21 protein-coding genes, 1 tRNA gene and 1 pseudogene are annotated in these 18,465 nt (G+C 70.4%); 18 read left to right on the top strand and 5 right to left on the bottom strand.

Going from position 1 to position 18,465, the window contains the following annotated elements; all coding sequences use genetic code 11:
- Positions 1-756 precede the first annotated feature (756 nt).
- On the top strand, positions 757-3,330 hold the full coding sequence (locus tag J7I94_RS35390; RefSeq protein WP_215174050.1) for a tetratricopeptide repeat protein: 2,574 nt from the start codon (positions 757-759) through the stop codon (positions 3,328-3,330).
- Between the two features lie 126 nt (positions 3,331-3,456).
- On the opposite strand, the gene J7I94_RS35385 is transcribed toward J7I94_RS35390, so the two are convergent.
- Together J7I94_RS35385 and J7I94_RS38840 are read right to left on the bottom strand one after the other, a co-directional pair.
- Positions 3,457-3,756: a hypothetical protein gene (locus J7I94_RS35385; protein ID WP_215174048.1), complete on the bottom strand. Its 300-nt coding sequence runs from the start codon at positions 3,754-3,756 to the stop codon at positions 3,457-3,459.
- A 564-nt stretch (positions 3,757-4,320) separates the two neighbouring features.
- On the bottom strand, positions 4,321-4,599 hold the full coding sequence (locus tag J7I94_RS38840) for a hypothetical protein (RefSeq protein WP_308114834.1): 279 nt from the start codon (positions 4,597-4,599) through the stop codon (positions 4,321-4,323).
- 78 nt (positions 4,600-4,677) lie between these two features.
- Here J7I94_RS38840 and J7I94_RS35380 point away from each other — a divergent pair, with 78 nt between their 5' ends.
- Positions 4,678-5,433 (top strand): GntR family transcriptional regulator, encoded by a 756-nt coding sequence (locus J7I94_RS35380; protein WP_215174046.1) that lies wholly within the window; start codon positions 4,678-4,680, stop codon positions 5,431-5,433.
- A 150-nt stretch (positions 5,434-5,583) separates the two neighbouring features.
- On the opposite strand, the gene J7I94_RS35375 is transcribed toward J7I94_RS35380, so the two are convergent.
- The 3 genes from J7I94_RS35375 to J7I94_RS35365 form a co-directional block, all read right to left on the bottom strand.
- Positions 5,584-5,667, bottom strand: a tRNA-Ser gene (locus J7I94_RS35375).
- 85 nt (positions 5,668-5,752) lie between these two features.
- Positions 5,753-6,421: a histone deacetylase gene (locus J7I94_RS35370; RefSeq protein WP_215174044.1), complete on the bottom strand. Its 669-nt coding sequence runs from the start codon at positions 6,419-6,421 to the stop codon at positions 5,753-5,755.
- A 25-nt stretch (positions 6,422-6,446) separates the two neighbouring features.
- Positions 6,447-7,208, bottom strand: coding sequence for a GntR family transcriptional regulator (locus tag J7I94_RS35365; protein ID WP_215174042.1), 762 nt, complete (start codon positions 7,206-7,208; stop codon positions 6,447-6,449).
- Positions 7,209-7,764: 556 nt separating this feature from the next.
- Between J7I94_RS35365 and J7I94_RS35360 the strand changes: the two genes are divergently transcribed.
- The 16 genes and pseudogenes from J7I94_RS35360 (at position 7,765) to J7I94_RS35285 (ending at position 18,455) form a co-directional block, all read left to right on the top strand.
- Positions 7,765-8,034, top strand: coding sequence for a DUF6284 family protein (locus tag J7I94_RS35360; RefSeq protein ID WP_215174040.1), 270 nt, complete (start codon positions 7,765-7,767; stop codon positions 8,032-8,034).
- The gene (locus tag J7I94_RS35355) at positions 8,031-8,480 is read left to right on the top strand and encodes a Pycsar system effector family protein (protein WP_215174038.1); all 450 of its coding nucleotides are present in this window, start codon (positions 8,031-8,033) and stop codon (positions 8,478-8,480) included. Before J7I94_RS35360 ends, J7I94_RS35355 begins: the two co-directional genes overlap by 4 nt.
- Positions 8,477-8,821, top strand: coding sequence for a hypothetical protein (locus J7I94_RS35350; protein ID WP_215174036.1), 345 nt, complete (start codon positions 8,477-8,479; stop codon positions 8,819-8,821). The genes J7I94_RS35355 and J7I94_RS35350 overlap by 4 nt, the downstream gene beginning before the upstream one ends.
- Positions 8,818-9,678, top strand: a complete 861-nt coding sequence (locus J7I94_RS35345) for a protein spdB (protein WP_308114833.1) — start codon at positions 8,818-8,820, stop codon at positions 9,676-9,678. The genes J7I94_RS35350 and J7I94_RS35345 overlap by 4 nt, the downstream gene beginning before the upstream one ends.
- A gap of 2 nt (positions 9,679-9,680) precedes the next feature.
- Positions 9,681-9,923: pseudogene (locus J7I94_RS35340) on the top strand (diguanylate cyclase domain-containing protein); the annotation flags it as partial.
- Positions 9,920-10,246: an RRQRL motif-containing zinc-binding protein gene (locus tag J7I94_RS35335; protein WP_215174030.1), complete on the top strand. Its 327-nt coding sequence runs from the start codon at positions 9,920-9,922 to the stop codon at positions 10,244-10,246. The pseudogene J7I94_RS35340 and the gene J7I94_RS35335, both read left to right, overlap by 4 nt.
- Before the next feature lie 15 nt (positions 10,247-10,261).
- Entirely contained in the window at positions 10,262-10,504 is a 243-nt protein-coding gene (locus J7I94_RS35330) for a hypothetical protein (RefSeq protein WP_215174027.1), read from the top strand.
- 2 nt (positions 10,505-10,506) lie between these two features.
- Positions 10,507-10,824, top strand: coding sequence for a hypothetical protein (locus J7I94_RS35325; protein WP_215174025.1), 318 nt, complete (start codon positions 10,507-10,509; stop codon positions 10,822-10,824).
- Positions 10,825-10,931: 107 nt separating this feature from the next.
- Entirely contained in the window at positions 10,932-13,043 is a 2,112-nt protein-coding gene (locus J7I94_RS35320) for an FtsK/SpoIIIE domain-containing protein (RefSeq protein WP_215174024.1), read from the top strand.
- 207 nt (positions 13,044-13,250) lie between these two features.
- Entirely contained in the window at positions 13,251-13,718 is a 468-nt protein-coding gene (locus J7I94_RS35315) for a hypothetical protein (protein ID WP_215174022.1), read from the top strand.
- 33 nt (positions 13,719-13,751) lie between these two features.
- The gene (locus J7I94_RS35310; RefSeq protein ID WP_215174020.1) at positions 13,752-14,177 is read left to right on the top strand and encodes an NUDIX hydrolase; all 426 of its coding nucleotides are present in this window, start codon (positions 13,752-13,754) and stop codon (positions 14,175-14,177) included.
- 91 nt (positions 14,178-14,268) lie between these two features.
- Positions 14,269-15,006 (top strand): DNA methylase, encoded by a 738-nt coding sequence (locus J7I94_RS35305; RefSeq protein WP_215174018.1) that lies wholly within the window; start codon positions 14,269-14,271, stop codon positions 15,004-15,006.
- Positions 15,003-15,806, top strand: a complete 804-nt coding sequence (locus J7I94_RS35300) for a hypothetical protein (protein WP_215174017.1) — start codon at positions 15,003-15,005, stop codon at positions 15,804-15,806. Before J7I94_RS35305 ends, J7I94_RS35300 begins: the two co-directional genes overlap by 4 nt.
- Positions 15,803-16,699 carry a bifunctional DNA primase/polymerase gene (locus J7I94_RS35295; protein WP_215174015.1) on the top strand — a complete coding sequence of 299 codons (897 nt, stop codon included), beginning with the start codon at positions 15,803-15,805 and terminating at the stop codon, positions 16,697-16,699. The genes J7I94_RS35300 and J7I94_RS35295 overlap by 4 nt, the downstream gene beginning before the upstream one ends.
- Complete coding sequence (locus J7I94_RS38835) at positions 16,696-17,052, top strand: hypothetical protein (protein WP_251076209.1); 357 nt, start codon at positions 16,696-16,698, stop codon at positions 17,050-17,052. Before J7I94_RS35295 ends, J7I94_RS38835 begins: the two co-directional genes overlap by 4 nt.
- The gene (locus J7I94_RS35285; protein ID WP_215174013.1) at positions 17,049-18,455 is read left to right on the top strand and encodes a phage/plasmid primase, P4 family; all 1,407 of its coding nucleotides are present in this window, start codon (positions 17,049-17,051) and stop codon (positions 18,453-18,455) included. Before J7I94_RS38835 ends, J7I94_RS35285 begins: the two co-directional genes overlap by 4 nt.
- Positions 18,456-18,465 lie beyond the last annotated feature (10 nt).

The raw sequence follows: 18,465 nt of genomic DNA, 5'->3' as shown, positions 1-18,465 counted from the left end.
ACGGCGGACGGGATGGGAGCTGAGGGCAGTGGTGGGTGGAGGCGAGGGACCGTCGATCGGTTGCACGGTGCCGGGCGCGACCTGGCGGCATCTGCGGGCTTTTACGGTGGGCGGGGATTTGTGCGTGCCAGCATGGTTGGTGCGCAGGCTGATGCCGGGATTTTCGTCGGGGGTGGGTTGTGCGGGTGTTTGTGCGGTGGTTGGTGGCGGTGGCGGGTTCGGCGCTGGCGTTCGCTGGGGTGGCGGTGCCGTGGGCGGTGCTGGCCGAGGGGGGTGATGATCCGTGGGATGTGATCGGGCCGGTGGCGGGTGTGGTGGCGGCGGGGGTGCTGGCGGCTCTGGGCTGGTGGGCGTCGCAGGCCGGTGGGGTTGGATCGCGTCGAGTGCGGCAGTCGGCCCGCGGCGGGGGCCGTATCCGGCAGACGGGTGGCGGCCAGGGCACGAGGGCCCGGGGGCCGGGCGCTGTGATGCGTGAGGACGTGCGGCAAAAGGCGCGTTCCGATGGCGCGGGGGACATCGATCAGGTCGGCGGGGACCGGATCTGAGGCAAGGGGGCGGGAACCGGTGGCGGGTGGTTCGGGGCAGCGGCGTGCGCGGCAGACGGCGCAGTCGCGTGGGGATGTGACGCAGGTGGCCGGGGACATGCATGTGTATCCCGTGCCGGCACAGGGTCCGTCCGTCGAGTGGCCGGTGTGGGTAGGGGATGTGCCGCGTTCGGCTGCGGCTTTCCAGCCCCGTACGCAGGTACGCGAGAAGGTGCAGGCAGCGCGTGGTGAGGGCCGGGATGTGGTGCTGTCCGGCCTCGGTGGGGTGGGCAAGAGCCAGCTTGCGGCGTTGTTGGCGCGGGAGGTGCGGGATCAGGAGCATTCCGGTGAGGCGGGGCTGGAGGTGCTGGTGTGGGTGCGCGCCACCAGCATTGATCAGGTCATCAGCGCGTATGCGGAAGCCGCCGGCCGGTTGCGGCTTCCCGGAGCGGTTCCGGACGACGTGGAGGGGGCGGCGCGGCTGTTTCTGCGGTGGCTGGCGGCGGCCGGGCGGCGGTGGCTGGTGGTGCTGGACGACATCAGCGACCCGGCTGTGGTCCGGCAGTGGTGGCCCGACAGCGGGAGCGGCCGAGGCTGGGTGATGGCCACCAGCCGACGCGAGGACGCGCAGCTCAGCGGAGGGGGCCGCGCCCTGATCCGGATCGGCCTCTACACCGATTCCGAGGCCCGCGCCTATCTGAAGCGCCGGCTCACCGATGCCGGCCACCCCCACCTGCACCATCCCGACCAGGCTGGCGAGATAGCGGCCGAACTCGGCCACCTTCCCCTCGCGCTCGGCCACGCCGCCGCATATCTGATCAACAAGCGGACCACGATGGCTGACTACCTCACCCTGCTGCGCGACACCAGCAGCCGGCTGGGCGATCTGCTGCCGGAAAGCGCGGACACCGAGGGCTACGGTCGGCCCGTCACCGCCTCCCTGCTGCTCTCCCTCGACGCGGTCGAGGAGGCCGACACCAGCCAACTGGTCAGGCCCCTGCTGCACCTCGCCTCCCTCATGGACCCCCTCGGCCACCCCACCACAGCGTGGACCACACCCGAAGCGTTGGGCCACCTGCGCACCGCACGCCCCTCACGACGCCGTTGGCTGCTCAAGCACCACCCGCCCGTCACCAAAGCACAGGTGCACCACGCACTGGAACATCTGCGCACCTACGCCCTGATCACCCAGGACACCGCCACCGCACCCTTGCGTACGCACGCCCTGACCGCCCGCGCCGTCCGGGAGACCATCCCACCCGGCCTACTGCCCGCCACCGCCCGCAACGCCGCCGACGCCCTCACCAGCCTGTGGCCCCGCCACGACCACGAAGACCGGGAACTGGCCGCCCTGCTGCGCGCCAACGTCGTCCATCTCGACCAGCTCACCCGGCCGGCCCTGTGGCAGCCCGCCACCCACCCATGCATCTACCAGGTGAGCAGCAGCCTCACCGAAGCAGGCCTCTACCACCAGGCGATCGAGTACGACGAAACCGTCCTCCGCCTCAGCAACAGCATCCACGGCCCCGACCACCCCGACACCCTCAAAGCCCGCAACAACCTCGCCGTCTCCTACAGCGCTGCCGGGCGCGTACAGGACGCCCTCGACCTCGCCGAGCGGGTCCTGGCCGACTACGAGCGGATCTTGGGCCCCGACCACCCCAACACCCTCGACGCCCGCAACAACCTCGCCGCCTCCTACAACGATGCCGGGCACGTACAGGACGCCCTCGACCTGCGCGAGCGGGTCCTGGCCGACCGGGAGCGGATCCTGGGACCCGACCACCCCAACACCCTCGACGCCCGCAACAACCTCGCCAACTCCTACAGCGCTGCCGGACGCATCCAGGACGCCCTCGACCTGCGCGAGCGGGTCCTGGCCGACTACGAGCGAATCCTGGGACCCGACCACCCCAACACCCTCGACGCCCGCAACAACCTCGCCAACTCCTACAGCGCTGCCGGACGCGTCCAAGACGCCCTCGACCTCGCCGAGCGGGTCCTGGCCGACCGGGAGCGGATCCTGGGACCCGACCACCCCAACACCCTCAAAGCCCGCCACAACCTCGCCGCCTCCTACAACGATGCCGGGCACGTACAGGACGCCCTCGACCTGCGCGAGCAGGTCCTGGCCGACCGGGAACAGATTCTGGGCCCCGACCACCCCAACACCCTCACCGCCCGCAACAACCTCGCCAACTCCTACAGCGCTGCCGGACGCACCCAGGACGCCCTCGACTTGCGCGAGCGGGTCCTGGCCGACTACGAGCGAATCCTGGGACCCGACCACCCCAACACCCTCGACGCCCGCCACAACCTCGCCATCTCCTACAGCGATGCCGGGCGCGTACAGGACGCCCTCGACCTCGGCGAGCGGGTCCTGGCCGACCGGGAGCGGATCCTGGGACCCGACCACCCCGACACCCTCAAAGCCCGCAACAACCTCGCCAACTCCTACAGCGATGCCGGACGCACCCAGGACGCCCTCGACCTGCGCGAGCAGGTCCTGGCCGACCGGGAACAGATTCTGGGACCCGACCACCCCGACACCCTCAAAGCCCGCAACAACCTCGCCAACTCCTACAGCGATGCCGGACGCATCCAGGACGCCCTCGACCTGCGCGAGCGGGTCCTGGCCGACTACGAGCGGATTCTGGGACCCGACCACCCCAACACCCTCGACGCCCGCAACAACCTCGCTAGGACCCGCAAAGCTGCGGCAGCTGTACAGCAACTAGATACAGCAACCCCAGTAACCGCCCCCGACCATCAACCTCCCCCAGACACTCCCGAGCAACCGGTATGACCATCCCCGGCCGATTTCTGTAGAGCTACGGATCAGAAGGTTGTCACGGCGGGAGGCAACCCAACTACATACCGGCTACCTCCCGTTAGCGACGTGGTGTCTCGACCGCTGTCCGTTTTCGTTGTCTCAGGAGGACTCGAGTTTCGCCAGGCGGTGGCCACGGCTGTTCGCTACGCGCAGCACGTCCTCCAAGGCGCCAGCCAACCGAGCGGCGAGGAGAGCCATGTCCTCCTCGTCGTCGATCCCTCGATCTTCCAGGATCTCAAGGGCTTCCTCCCGGAGTTGGTCTGCCGCCCCGAGTTGCAAGGCCTCGATGTGATCGGCCAGGCGGGACACGTAGCCGTCGCGGTCGTCGGTGCTCAGGTAGCACGGCTTGCCTCCCGGTCCCGACCAAGGGAGAAGCCTCAATTCATCCTGCGTCATCATCCTCGCGCCTGTTCCTCGGTCGCCTCGGCGTCGGACGTCCGGTCCCTCACTGCTCTGTCTCCGCCGACTGTCGCTCGCCAGGCATGGAGTGACACGAGCAGTCGCAGGCTTCGTAGATCACCGGGATGTCGATCGGCGCCAGGGCCGGAGAGGACACCGCGCACTCCCGGTGCGTGCCGATCCGGCAGGCAGTCGATCGGTAGGACTCGACGCCCGGAGCACATCGAGGGCGGGACATCAGCGCACCCCCAGGAGAAGCGACCGCGCGTCGGCCGGCAGGTGGGGAGCGACGACCACCGCCGGGCGTCGTCGGGTACGCCTCTCCCAGGCCAGCACGTACGGGCGGACGAGCGCGTTGTCCTCGCCCGTGAGTCCGTAGCGGTGGCCCGCGCCGTCGGAAGGCCGCCGTAGAGCGACCGTCGGCGCGTCAGCGGACGCACGGGAGGCAGGGGCGACCGGCGGCCGAAAAGGCGTGACGGGGCGGCGGTGCCTGCCCCTGGAGGGGTGCCGCCCTCTGGTGAGCGTGAAAGCTCGGCGGATACGGTTGAGCACGCTGATCAGCTCCTATCGCTGATGGCTCGGTCCCCCGACATCGCCCGTCGAGGGGACCGCTTTGCGTACGACCGCCCAAAGGGTGCGGCCGTTCAGGCTGGTGACGTGAAGCCCGAAGCGGTCTGCTTCGGCCACCGCTTCCAGGACCTCCCGCCATGACTCGGTGGTGAGGGACTCCGGTACTTCCGCCTCGACCGACGTGTGCCGGGCGTGTTCTTCCACGTGCGTGGCGAGCCCGGCGGCCGATAACCGCGCTGCGATGGCCTCCGCGCTCACACCTGAAGCAGGCACAGGGCAGCCTCCGTCACCGGCGATCACTTTCAGTGAAGCTAGTTAACTAGATTAGAGCTAGTGGACTAGATTTTCCATATGCCTGAGCAGCCGCCCTATCTCCGCATCGCCGACGAACTCCGGCGGCGGATCGCGGAGCACGAGTGGGAGCCGGGAGACCGCCTGCCCTCCCGCGCCCAGATCGGCCAGGAATGCGGCGTGGGCGAGAACGTGGTGCGGCGGGCACAGGAGTTGCTGATCTCCCAGGGCGTGCTGGAGGGACGGGCCGGATCGGGGACCTACGTCGCCGAGCCCCGGCAGCGGGTGCGGATCGTCCGATCCTCGGCGCGTGAGCAGCCCGCCGGGTCGCCGTTCCGGGCGGACATGAAGGCCGTCGGCAGGCAAGGGGACTGGGAGAGCCGGACCGACGCCAAGGTGCCGGCGCCCGCCGACATCGCGGGACGGCTCGGCATCACCGAAGGGGACCTGTGCGTCCGCACCTCGTACGAGTTCCTCGCCGACGGCAGGCCCGTGCAACTGTCGACGAGTTGGGAGCCGTACGACCTCACGGCCGGCACTCTCGTCGTACTCCCCGAGGGCGGCCCGCATGCCGGGGCAGGCGTCGTGAACCGCATGGCCGCCATCGGCGTCACCGTCAGCCACGCCGTCGAGCAGCCCGAGCCACGGCAGGCGACCGCCGAGGAGGCGTCACTCCTCGGCATCCAGAAGGCCGCACTCGTCACGCACATCCGGCGGACGTACTACAGCGACGACGGGCGGCCGGTCGAGACAGCCGACATCGTCGTGCCCGCCGCTCACTGCGAGATCGTCTACGAGATCCCGATCAACCGGTAGACGACGCTGGAGGGCCTCTCCGAGCGTGCCCCAGTCGTGCCCCTTCCGTGCCCGTTCGGCCGGGAAACCAGGGGGAACAGTGGTGCCCGGCGGGTGGCGGACATGGCAACGGCCCCTGACCATACGTACTGGTCAGGGGCCGTTCGCCTGCGGTGGGTGTGGGATTTGAACCCACGGTGACATCGCTGCCACGACGGTTTTCAAGGCCGCCGCACAAAGCGCCGCCAAACCATCGATGACCTGCTACTTCCGCTGACTCGCCCGCCCTGTAGATACGCGTTTGGCCAGAGGTTGGCCAAACGCGCCGTCGCCGGAGCTCTCACGCGCCCTCGCTCAGTAGATCGGCAATCCCCTTCTCCGACCAGTGGCCGTTCGCTCCAGGGCACGCGGCCACGTACGAAGCGACCGCCTCAACGTCCCACACGCCGGCGGACAGCAGACCTGCCGCCAAGAAGCGAACGTAGGCCGACGAAGGGGGGACCCATTCCACGTCAGCCATGCTCCACGGGGCCGTGAAGGTGAGCACGGGCATCTCGTCGACCTGCCCGGCACACACGAGCGTTTCGTAGCGGCCCTCACCCAACACGGCACGCCCCTGCGTCAGCGCGTCGACCAAGTCAAGGTCCGTCCCCGGCGCCCGGTACATCTCCTGAGCCGCAATGTCGGCGAACTGCTGGACAGTCACCAGGTGCGCCCTGGCAAGCACGCGTCCGCTCGCATGGGGATCGTAGAAGGCTCTACCGCCTCCCCACACGGGTGATTCGGTCGCGAAGTACATCGCGCCGGTCAGTTCCACGGGAATGGACCGAGTCGGCATGGCCCGGTCACGGCACCCTGGGTATTCCCTTGCCGCTCCTGGCGGCTGGCCGCCCTTGATGTACGCGGCAAGCCGGTCAAGGTGCATGTTGGACCCGTAGGACGTGTACCAGACCCGCGTGGGGCGCCGGTTGCGCGGAAGCGTCGAGTCGATACTTCGCAGGGCCTTCACACTGGCTCGCTCCTGTGAGACGGACTCACTCTGCCGAAACGTCGTACCTGATGACATGACGGTCTCCCGGAAGGATCGTGATCATTACTCGTAGGGGCCGGTCGTTCTCGTCGTAGCCCGTACGCATGTGCACGGCCACGGGAGTGGCAGACGGCAGCGACAGCTTTTCGATCTCCGCGCGCGTCGGCATCCGCACGGTGATCTCGTCTCGATAACGGGCCTGAACAAGGCCAACACTGGCCAGGACGCCGCCGGGTGCCGACACGTCTTCCGGCAGCATGAGCGGCGTGCCCCGCACCAGTTCCTCGGGGAAGTAGGAGTCAGCCAGGGCGTACGGGTCCTGGTCGACTATGCGCACTCGCTCCCGGACGACGGTCAAGGCAGTCTCGGGGTCGAGCTGGAGACGTTCCGCGACTTCCGTCGGCGGACGCCGGATGGACACACGCACTTCCTGTCGAGGCTGGCGACCACTTTCGGCCACAATGCTGGACCACTGGTCACCGTTGTCATCTGACTTGTGCCGTGCGCGCGACTCCAGTACTGACCAGTCCCAGACGGCTGGCGTCAGGCTGTGACGAACGAAGCTTCCCCGCCCCTGACCAGCAATGATGAGCCCTTCTTCGGTCAGGCGACGCAGAGCCAACCGAATGGTGTTGCGGCTCGCCTCGTACCGCTCGACCAAGTCGAACTCCGTCGGGAGCTGCTCGCCGGCCTCAAGTTCCCCCCGCTCGATCTGTCCCCGCAGGTCATCCGCAATTCGGTGGTACCTCGGGCGCTGCTCCCGCACGGTGCCTCCTCGCTAGTTGGCTGACTTGTGCCAACAACATACGCCTTTCGTCTTGACGCACCCAACAACTCGGGTGCAAGCTCAGGGCGACCGGTTGTTGGTACAACACCACCAACACCGGTGAGTCAGTCTTTATGCCGGACAGGGTGACTGCGGCGTGCTATGTGGCGCCGTAAGGCTCTGAACTGGTCGTTCATTGAGAACTGCATAGGTGGGTCCCGTCTCCCCGAGTCGAAAAGACGGACCGCGCGGCCAAGCCGCGCCCTGTTGTCCCTGCGATCTGCGGGAGGTCGGCATGAGCCGACGACATACCGAGGCGTCGCCGCGACGGACCGGCCGGCGATGCCCGTGCAGCAAGCCCGGTCCTGCTTCGGTCCCGTAGCGCGTGAGCTGCGGGCCGGCTGCCTCTCCCGCCCGTCCGTCCCGCGCACTGCGTGGCGACGTACGGACGGGAGTGCGGGGAGCCGGAAGTACCGCTCCAACGGCGCGCACCCCCGGAGAGGCAACTCCGGGGGTGCTGTTCGGGCCGTTTCACCTGCGAGGGAGACCACGACCCATGGACCACATCGTCACACTTCAGGACGCTGTTACCGCGTTCGCTCCGTGGATGGAGCCGACGGATGCGGAGCTGGACGCGATCGAGCGAGAGATGCCCGTCATCCTGGCGGACGTCGACCTGCTGGACGCGCACATCACCACCCTGGACCGCACCCCGAGCGAGCTGGACGAGCGGCGTATCCGCCGGGCCCGCCGCCGGGCGCTCACCGCCCGCGTCGCCCTGGTCAACCGCGCGGCCGGTACGAGCCTGCCCGGGGGTGCCGCGTGAGCACCGCGACGGAGAAGAACCTGACCGCCGCCCACGCCGAGGTGAAGGCGGAGATCGCGCGGACGGACACGAAGACGGCACTGCTGCTGGCGTTCGTCGGCGCCGTCCTCGCCGGCGCCTGGACGGTCGCCCGCGACCTCCCCCTCAACGTTCCCGCCTACGTCGCCGGCGGCGCCGGTCTCGCGCTGCTGGTCGGCGCCGCCGGTCTGCTGCTGAAGTCGGTGCGGCCGAACCTGTCCGGCCGGCACGGCTTCCCGCTGTGGGCCACCCTCACGGCCGAGGAGATCACGGCAGCGGTCGACAGGGACGCGGCTGCCGACATCGCCGGGCTGTCCCGGCTGGCGGTCGCCAAGTTCACGTGCCTGCGCCGCGCGGTCGACCTGACGTGCACGGGCGGCGCCCTGCTCATCCTCGCCGCGCTGATCACGGCAGGGGGTGCGCTGTGACGCTGGACAACCTGACGGTTGCGCTGCGGGCGCTGCGGCTGCTGGCCGTGGACTTCCCGCACCTGCCCGCGCCCGACGTGCACGTGTCCACGGTCTTCCCGGAGTGCCTGAGTCTGATTTTCCACACCAGCGCGGGCGAGAGCCTGGCCGCGTTCGAGCAGTGGCGCACCGCCCTGCGGATCGCGCCGGACGCGGTCGGCTACCGCACCCAGAGCGATGGCCGCACCCGCGTGCTGAAGGCCGAATGCGAGTTCGCGGGTGCGGTCATCGAGCTAACCGCGTACGCCGACCTACCGGACGCCGACCGCGCCCCGGCGGGGCAGGCAGGGGGTGCGCTGTGAAGGCGAAGACAGTACTTCCGGCAGTCGCGATGACAGCCGTGTCGATGGTGCTCACCCTCGCGGTGGTCATGATGTGGCTCGGTGCGGCGGTGCCGTGGCCGGTCGCCCTGGTCGTCGGTCTCGGCATCGACGGCGGATGGCTCGCCACCCTCGCCTACGAACGCCGCCTCGCCGCGCAGGGCGACCACAACCGCGCCGTGACCGCCGTCGGCTGGTCCTTCGGCGTCCTCGCCGCCGGCGTCCTGGTCGCCCACGCACTGACCGCCGACCACTCCGCCGGGGCGTGGCTGGCCGTGGCATGGCTGCCTATCGCTGCCAAGGCACTGTGGCTGGTCCACAGCCTGTGGGAGCGCACCGCGCTCACCCCGCTCGCGCTGGACGCCATCCGGGGCATCCAGCAGGAAGCGCGCGACGAGGCCGCCGTGGCCCGTGCCCGGCTGCGGGCTGAAGCGGCCACCGAGGAGACCCGGCTGACAGCCGTGACGCAGGCCGGGGCACGCGTCGCACGCGTCCAGGCCGCCACCGCGCAGACGCTCGCGGGGGCGTGGTCGACGCTGGAGACCGCCCGCAAAGGCGAGGAGACCGGCAGGGCCCTGACCAGCGTGACGGCCCCCGTCACACCCGGCGTCACACCCCGCTGGGAACTCCCCGTATGGGGCCCCACCGAACCGGTACCGGCGCTGGAGACCGGGGCGCCCTCGCTGTCGGATGACGCGCTGGACACCCTCGTTCACAACATCCGGCACAGCCAGACGCCGCCCCTGTCCTACCGCGACATGGCCGCCCGTTTCCGGGCCGCCGGGCACTCCGCCAGTGAGGTCCGGTTGCGTGCCGCGTGGAAGCGGGTGGCCGCATGAGCACCCTCGCCCGCGTCCTGGCCCGGCCGGTCGACACCGCCCCCGAGGTGCACACCACCGTGTCCCTGGGATGGGTGCGGGCCGCCGACCACCCGGGCGAGGACCTGTCCGCGCTGCTGCGCCGCGCTGATGAGGCCATGTACGCGGCCAAGCGGTCCGGCCGTCCTGGTCCTCGCCGTGCCCGTCTGGGGCGGCTGCTCGGATCGGTCGCCGGCCGCCGGCCCGGACGGCGCGGGGCGGCGTGAGCACGCTGCCCGTCTACCGGTGGCGCCTGGCCCCGGGCGGCTACGCCACCCGCCGCCAGCTCAGGGCACGCGGGCTGCGGCCCGGTGGTCAGGACGTGGCCGCTCAGCTCGAACGCCCCCGGCGGCGGGGCCGCCCGCCCCTGGTCGCCTACCTCTACCGCGTCGACCTCGCCAAACCGGTCCGCCCGATGACGCCGGGCCGGTGGGCGGCACTGGCCAAGGCCAATGCCGCCCGGCGCGTCTGCCCCGAGTGCCGCCGGGATGCGGGCTACGTCATCCCCGCCTCGCTCGGAACCTGCGTGCCCTGTCACGACACCATCTGACCTGAGAGGACATCAATGGCTTACCGCTTCACCAGCAACAACCGTGGAGGCGACTCCTCGACGCTGACCGCCGAGGCGGTCATCCTGCATACCGGCTCCGACCGTGCCGAGCCCGCCGTTTCCCTGCGGATCACCGGCGGCGCGCAGAGCCGGTTGATCTACGTCACCCTCGACCGGCTTGAGGAGCTGCTGACCGGCGTCAGGGACACCGCCCGCCAGGCCGCCGCCGACTTCCACCAAGGTCCGAGGAGCGTCTGACCATGCGCAACGCAGACACCCGCCGCCTGGACCGCGCGATCGAACAGACCACGAAGAAGCTGGAGGCGGTCCGCCGGGGTGAGTGGTGGCCGCTGAACGGCCAGGAGCGCCGGGCGATGGCCCGTGCTCTGGCCGGTGGCGCCTACCGGGCCGGCCGTGGCCGCAGCACCGACCGCGCCGAACAGCGCATCGACACCACCGGCACGACCGCTGAGACACGGCTGACCGCTGAACTGTCCGCGCTCCACGCCGAACGCCAACGGCTGATCACCGAAGCCGCCCGCGCCAAGGCGGCCCGGAAGTCGTCCGGCTGGTGGTGACCAGCCCAGTCCGTACGTACCGGGGTGGCCGCGCTTTCCACGGCCCCGGCCACCCCGGCTCACCTTCCCTCCCGCCCCCTGCGGGGGCAGTCAGGAGCACTGCCAGCATGACGGAGAACGTCGTTCACCTCCACAAGCCGACCGACCCGCCGCCCGCCGACGCGGTCACCACGCTGACCGTGGTCCCCGACGCGCCGCCGGCGCCCCCGGCGCCGCTCTGGGTGCGTTCGGGGCGCGTAGTGAAGTCGGCCGCGACGCACGAGACGACCAGGGCGGCGGGCCGGGCGGTGGTCCGGCACAGCCTCTACACCCTGGGCGGCGCCCGGATCGTGACCCGCCGGGCGTGGGACGGCCGCACCGGCTCCCGCTACGAGCGGATGATCCGCGCGGCCGAGGCGGCGGGGAACCTGGAAGCGGCCGAGGAGTGGGAGGAGCGGTTGCAGCGCTTCCGCGCCGCACGCCATCACCGCCGCATGGACCTGCTGCACTCCCCGATGGACGCCGCCAAGGGCGTGGCCGTGGGCGCTGGCATGAGCGTGGGCGCGCTGGTCGCCCTCGGGGTGGTCATGGCCATCAACACCGGCCACGTGGCGGACGTGCTGACCCCGCTGGACGCCACGATCGAGTTCATCGCCCTGCTGATCCGCATCGTTCAGGTCGTGTGGGGCCCGGCGCTGACGATTGCCCCGTTCCTGGGACTGCTGGCCCTGTGGTCGGTCGGCCGCAAGCAGCACGCCGCACCTCAGTGGGCTCTCCCCGCCAACGTCCGGACGGGTGAGGGGGAGCCGATCACGCCGTCCATCGTGGTCAAGGCCCTGCGCGATCTCGGCGTGCCCGCCCTGGCCCGGGCCATCAAGGAGATGGGGGATGCCGGCGCGTCCATGCTGTCCCCGATCAAGATCGCGGGATGTGGCGTGGAAGTCGACGTGACCCTTCCCTCGGGGGTGTCGACGGTGGAGGTGCAGCAGCGTCGGCGCAAGCTCGCTGAGAACCTCTCGCGCCATGAGCACGAGGTGTTCATCACCCTGCCGACCGCCGCCCGCACCGTGCGGCTGTGGGTGGCGGACTCGGGGGCGCTGGATGAGCCGATCGGCCCGTCCCCGCTGGCCACCGACGAGACGCTCACCGCCGACTACGCCAAGGGCAAGGCCCCGTGGGGCCAGGATTTGCGCGGCGATGCCGCCGCCCTGAGCCTGTATCAGCGCCACCTGCTGATCACGGGCCTGTCCAACCAGGGCAAGACCGCCGCGCTGCGCTCCCTCGCCCTGTGGCTCGCTCTGGACAGGTCGGTTGAGTTCCGTATCGCTGACCTGAAGGGCGCCGGCGACTGGGCCATGTACGACGGTCTTGCCACGGTGCTCATCCAGGGGCCGACCGATGACCACGTCATCGACGCGACCGAGATGCTCGAAGGTGGCGTGAGCGAGATGGAGCGCCGTCTCCAGGCGCCTCCCGGGACCATGTTCCCGCCGCTGATCCTGCTGGTGGACGAAGCACAGGTGGCGTTCATGTGCCCGCTGACCGACGCCGACAAGCGGCCCTACGGCGGCTCCAAGGCCACCTCCCGGTACTTCATGGCCGCGCGAAAGATCCACAACCAGGGGCGGGCGGTCAACGTGCTGCTGTGGCAGGGCACGCAGGACCCCACCGACCAGAACCTTCCCAAGCTCGTGCGCGAGGGCGCCCACACTCGCGCCTCCCTCGCGCTGGGCACGGAGTCGCAGGCCCGGATGGCGCTGGGCGACAAGGCGGTCGACGGAGGGGCGGCGCCGAACCTGCTGCGCCCGGGTCTGGACAAGGGCACGGTCGTGGTCGCCTCGGACGGCATCGCCATCCCGGCCGGGCAGGCGTCCATCACGGTCCGCACCCACTACATCGACACCGACACCGCCACCGAGATCGCTGAGCGGGCCAAGCGGCTGCGCGACGGCGTGACCACGCTGACCGTGGCCGACCGGGGTGAGGAGCGTGACCCGCTGGCGGACATCCTGGCCGTGTTCGGGGACACGCACCGGCTGCTGACGCAGGACGTGCTCAAGCGGCTGGACGCGCTGAACACCGACGCGTACGGCGGCTGGACGCCCGGGGACCTGCGCCGGGTGCTGGAGGGCACCGGAGCCGAGCCGTACAAGTCGGACGGCCGCATGGTCGTCGCCCGCGAACGCCTCGCCCGCGCCGTCGCCAACCGCGACGACGACGGTTCCGCTTCCGCTTCCTGACCGCAGGGAGCCGCACCCCGGCGGACCAGGGAGGCAGGGAGAACTCCCTGAACCCCTCCCTGACCCGCCTCCCTGCCCCTGACCAGCATCAATGATCAGTCAGGGAGTCAGGGAGGCACGCAGGTCACACCCCGGAAACACCCCTCGCAGGGGCACCCCGAAGGGGGTGCCCCTGCCTCCCTGGCCGTGCGCCAGAAGGGATTCCGCATGTACCCCGAACACACCCCGCACTCGCCCGTTCAGCGGGCCGTGGAAGTCCACCAGCCGACCCCGTATCCGCCCGCCACTGTGCATCCGGCGCCGGTCGTCCCCGTCCAGCCGGGCACGGTCCCGGCCGTGGCGAGCATCGTCCTGCCGGACGGCCGAGTCGTCACCGGTTACGCCGTGGCCCCGGCTCAGCCCGAACCGGTCGCCGCCAAGCCGGCCGTGTCCCGCACGGCGGTCAACGTCGCCCTCGGGGGCGTCGGCTTCCTCGCCGTGTGCGGCGGACTCCTGTTGCTCACCTCGTTCATCGCCGCGCTGACCGCGTTCATCGGCCAGCTCATCACCCTCGCCGCCGTGATCTTCGGCGGATGGATCGCCGTGCAGGTCTTCAGCGCGAACGGCCACCACGGCAGCGGGACCACGGTCAACATCCGCAAAGCCGTCATCAAGCGCAGCCACTTCCACGGCTGAACCCAACCCGAGCAGGAAGCGAGACCCGCACCCATGACCGAAACCTTCGAAACGATCCGCTACACCGCCGATGTGGTGTGCATCCGGGACGGTGCCGTCCTGCTGATCGAACGGGGCTGGCCCCCGCACAAGGGCCGCCTTGCCCTGCCCGGCGGGCACGTCGACCCCGGCGAGACCTCCCGCGCCGCCGCCGCCCGCGAACTGGCGGAAGAGACTGGCGTCCACGTCGACCCCTGGGACATGGAGCTGATCGGCATCTACGACGCCCCCGACCGCGACCCGCGCGGCCGGTACGTCACCGCCGCCTACCTGGTCACCGTCCCCGCCGGCACCACCGCCCACGCCGGGGACGACGCCGCCGCCGTCCGCTGGGTCCCGCTCGAAGACGCCCGGTGCCTCGCGTTCGACCACACCGACATCGTCACCAACGCCCGGTACCGGCAGCACAGCCCCTTCTAGCTACGCCACGGGCGGCCCCCCACTCCGCCAAGAACGCGGGGCCGCCCCCTTGTCCAACCCGTCCTCAACAGACCTGTTGGAGGTCTCCAGCATGACGCAACCCACCCCCATTCGGCGAGCGTCGGACACGTTCCGGCCCGTCCGGGTCCTGGACGCCTTCTCGTGCATCGGCGGCGCCACCAAGGGCATCCAGCGTGCCATCCCCGGCGTGCACGTGACCGGCGTCGACATCCAGGCGCAGCCGGACTACTGCGGTGACGCCTTCCACCAGGGCGACGCGATCGAGTTCATCCGCGCCCACGGTCACGAGTTCGACTTCGTCCACGCCTCCCCGCCCTGCCAGGGCGAGGGAGCTCCCACGAAGGGCACCAACCGCGCCCGCAACGCGGCCATCGGCCGTACCTACCCGAGGCTCATCGCTCCGACCCGTGCCGCCCTGGAAGCCACGGGGCGGCCGTGGGTGATGGAGAACGTGGCGGGCTCCGAGGTCCGCAAAGACCTGCGCCTGTGCGGCGAGATGTTCGGCCTAGCGGTGATCATGCACCGCTACTTCGAGTTGGGCGGCTGGTCGGTCCCGCAGCCGGCGCACCCCCGTCACCGGGGCTACGTGCGCGGCTGGCGACACGGCGTCTACCGCCACGGCCCGTACGTCGCCGCGTACGGCGCCGGCGGCGGCAAGGCCACCGTGGAGGAGATCCGCACAGCCAAGGGCATCTCCACCGATCACCTTCGGTTGCGGGAAGCGCTCCCGCCCGCCTACACCGCGTGGATCGCCCGCGCCTGGCTCGCCACCCTCACCCCCACGTCCGTGCTGGGGGTGGCGGCGTGAGGTTCTACCTGACTACCCACAAGCGGCACTGGCTGCGCTGGACCGACGTGCCGCTGTTCCTGAAGTCCGAGCACTTCGACCGCGCCGTCAAGTGGGACGAAGCCCAGGGGCCCTACGCGGTCGACTCCGGCGGATTCATGGAGCTGAAGGCAAAGGGCACCTGGACCCGCACCCCGCGCCAGTACGTCGACTCGCTGCGCCGCATCTGGGAGCACGCCGGCCCCTACGACTGGGCCGCGCAACAGGACTGGATGTGCGAAGACGCCATCATCCACGGCGGTTGGTTCGGCGGGCAGTACTTCGTCGGCACCCACCTCAGCGTTGCCGAGCATCAGCGCCGCACCGTCGCCAACTTCCTGGAACTGCGCTCCCTCGCCCCTGACCTGCGGATCGCGCCCGTGCTTCAGGGCCGCAGCATCCCGCAGTACGAGCAGTGCGTGGAACTGTTCGAGAAGGCCGGCGTCGACCTGCGCGCGGAGCCGGTGGTGGGGCTGGGATCGGTGTGCCGGTTGCAGTCCACCCGTGAAGGGGCCGCGATCGTCACCGCGATGGCCGCGCACGGCTTCAAACTGCACGGCTTCGGCTTCAAGACGCTCGGTCTGGAACGCGTCGGGCACCTGCTCGCTTCCGCCGACTCCGCCGCCTGGAGCTCCCACGCACGCCGCCGACCGCCGCTGCCCGGTCACCCGCACAAGAACTGCGCGAACTGCATCGACTACGCCCTCAACTGGCGTACCCGCGTCCTGGCTGCCATCCCCACTCACCAGCAGACCATGCTGACCGAAGGGAGTGCGGCATGAGCAAGGACCTCATGTGCGCCGCCCTGGAAGCCGCCGAACATGGCTGGCACGTCTTCCCTCTCCGTCCCGGCACCAAGCGCCCCGCCCTGCACGGAGAGGCCCGGTGCCCGCGCACCGGGCCGTGCGCCGACGGGCACCTGAAGTGGGAGCAGCGGGCGACCACCGACCCGGACCGCATCCGCGCCGCGTGGTCGTCGGCGCCGTTCAACGTCGGCATCGCGTGCGGCCCGTCCGGGCTGCTCGTGGTGGACCTGGACACGCCAGAGCACAAGGGCAATGTGGACGCGCCTGACGGCGCGGCAACCTTCGGGGCGCTCTGCGAGCGCGCCGGGCACCCCGTCCCCACCACCTACCGCACCCGGACCGCGAGCGGCGGACAACACCTGTACTTCACCGCCCCGACCGGCGTCCGGCTGGCCAACACCGCCGGGACGGTGGCCCCTTCGGTCGACACCCGGGCATGGGGCGGCTACGTCGTCGCCCCGGGAAGCCTGATCGGCCAGGACCGCTACGAGACCGTGTGCGCCTCTGTGCCGCTCCCGGTGCCCGGATGGCTGCTGAGCATCCTGCGTCCGGCTCACAAGCCGTCTGAGGCACCCTCAGTGGCCACAGTGGGGCAATACCGCCAATACGCGGACACCGCACTCACCAACGAAGCACGCAACGTCGCGTCCGCCGCTGTCGGCGGACGCGAAGCCGCCCTGTTCCGCGCCGCCCGCGCCGTAGGCCGGTTCGTCGCGTGGGGCGACCTCCCCCGGCATGTGGTCGAACAGGCTCTTCAGGAGGCGGGGGAGGCGGCCGGACTCACCGTGTCCGAGTGCCGGTCCACCCTGCGCAGCGCCCTGAACTGGTCGATTGCCCACAACCAGACCCGCAGGGGGGCAGCGGCATGACCACCCCTTCCCGCCCCCCTCTGAAGAGCATCACCCCCACCCCGACCGGCCCGCACGCCGCCCGACCGGCCGCGCCCCCGGCGGCCGTGGGCGAGCCGACAGGCGCCGCCCGTCAGGGCGTCGACACTGCTCTTCGCCCTGACCCGCAGGACGGTGACGGCCGGTACCCCGTGGCGTGGCTGACCATCTGCGCGCCGCGTGGCGCCGTGCCCACCGCCACCTCGCGGTGCGAGTGCGGCCGTGACCGCAGCGCCGTAGGCAAGGCGCGCGTGCTGGCCCTGATCACCGACCACGAGAACCACCGGGGCGCCTGCCCGCTCCGGACTCCGCAGGAAGGGAGGACGGCCGCATGACCGCGTTGGAAGAACTGCCCGCGCCCTCCAACCCCCTGGCTGTCGCCCGTCGGCTGCTGCCCGACTGGCAGACCGAGGACGGGCGTCTCGTGTGCCGGCGGTGGCGTGCCTCGTGGATGCGTTGGACGGGTACCTGCTGGCGCGAGCTGGACGAAGCGCAGATGCGCGCTGCCATGTACACGCGCCTTGAACACGCCGTCTACCTCACGCCGGGCAAGGACGGGCAGATGGAGGAGCACCCCTGGGCGCCGACCAAGCAGAAGATCGGCAATCTGCTGGACGCCCTGGGAGCCATCACGCTGCTGCCCACCGACACCGACGCCCCGGCATGGATCGATGACCAGGGCGACACCGGACAGGATCACGGCCCCATCGTCGCGTGCGAGAACGGGTTGCTGCGCATCCGGGACCGGGCACTGCTGCCGCACGGGCCCGGATTCTTCAACCTCGTCTCCGTGCCCTTCGCCTACGACCCGGACGCCACCGCGCCCACCTGGGAACGGTTCCTGTCGCAGATCTGGCCGGACGCCCCGGACGCCATCGCCGCACTTCAGGAATGGTTCGGCTACGTCCTGTCCGGCCGGACCGACCAACAGAAGATCCTGCTCATGGTCGGCCCGTCCCGGTCCGGCAAGGGCACCATCGCCCGGGTACTGAAAATGCTGGTCGGCAAGGAAAATCTTGCCGGTCCGACCCTGGCCGGTCTCGGCACCAACTTCGGACTGTCCACGCTGGTCGGCAAGCCCCTCGCGGTCATCTCCGACGCCCGGCTGTCCGGCAACGACAACAGCCAGGTCGTGGAACGGCTGCTCACCATCTCCGGTGAGGACACGATCGACATCGATCGCAAGTACCGCCAACCCTGGACGGGGAAGCTTCCGACCCGGCTGATGATCCTGTCCAACGAGCTGCCCCACTTCGGGGACTCCTCCGGGGTCATCGCCCGACGCTTCATCCTGCTCAACATGACCGTGTCGTGGCTGGGCAAGGAAGACCCCGCCCTGACCGACAAGCTCATCGCGGAAATGCCCGGCATCATCAACTGGGCCCTTGACGGACTCGCCCGGCTTCAGGCAACGGGCCGGATCACCGAACCCGTCTCCAGCCGCGAAGCGGTCACCACCATGCAGGACACCGCCTCACCCACGTCCGCGTTCCTGCGGGAACGCTGCACCACCGGACCGGCGTGCAGCGTGCCCGTGGACGCCCTGTGGGCTGTCTGGCGCGACTGGGCCGAGGACAACGGCGTCCGCGCCGGCACGAAACAGGTCTTCGGCCGCAACCTGCTCTCCGTCGTCCCCCAACTCAACCGCGCTCGCCCCCGGGACGCCTACGGCCGGCAGGTCGCCACCTACAACGGCATCACGCTGAAACAACCCGAATCACATCTGCCTGAGTCGTGACTCATCGCGA

Origin of the sequence: Streptomyces sp. ISL-12 (assembly GCF_018614415.1) — a bacterium.
GTDB lineage: Bacteria > Actinomycetota > Actinomycetes > Streptomycetales > Streptomycetaceae > Streptomyces.
Note: the sequence above shows the minus strand (reverse complement) of the source record. Positions and strands in the feature narration are given on the sequence as shown.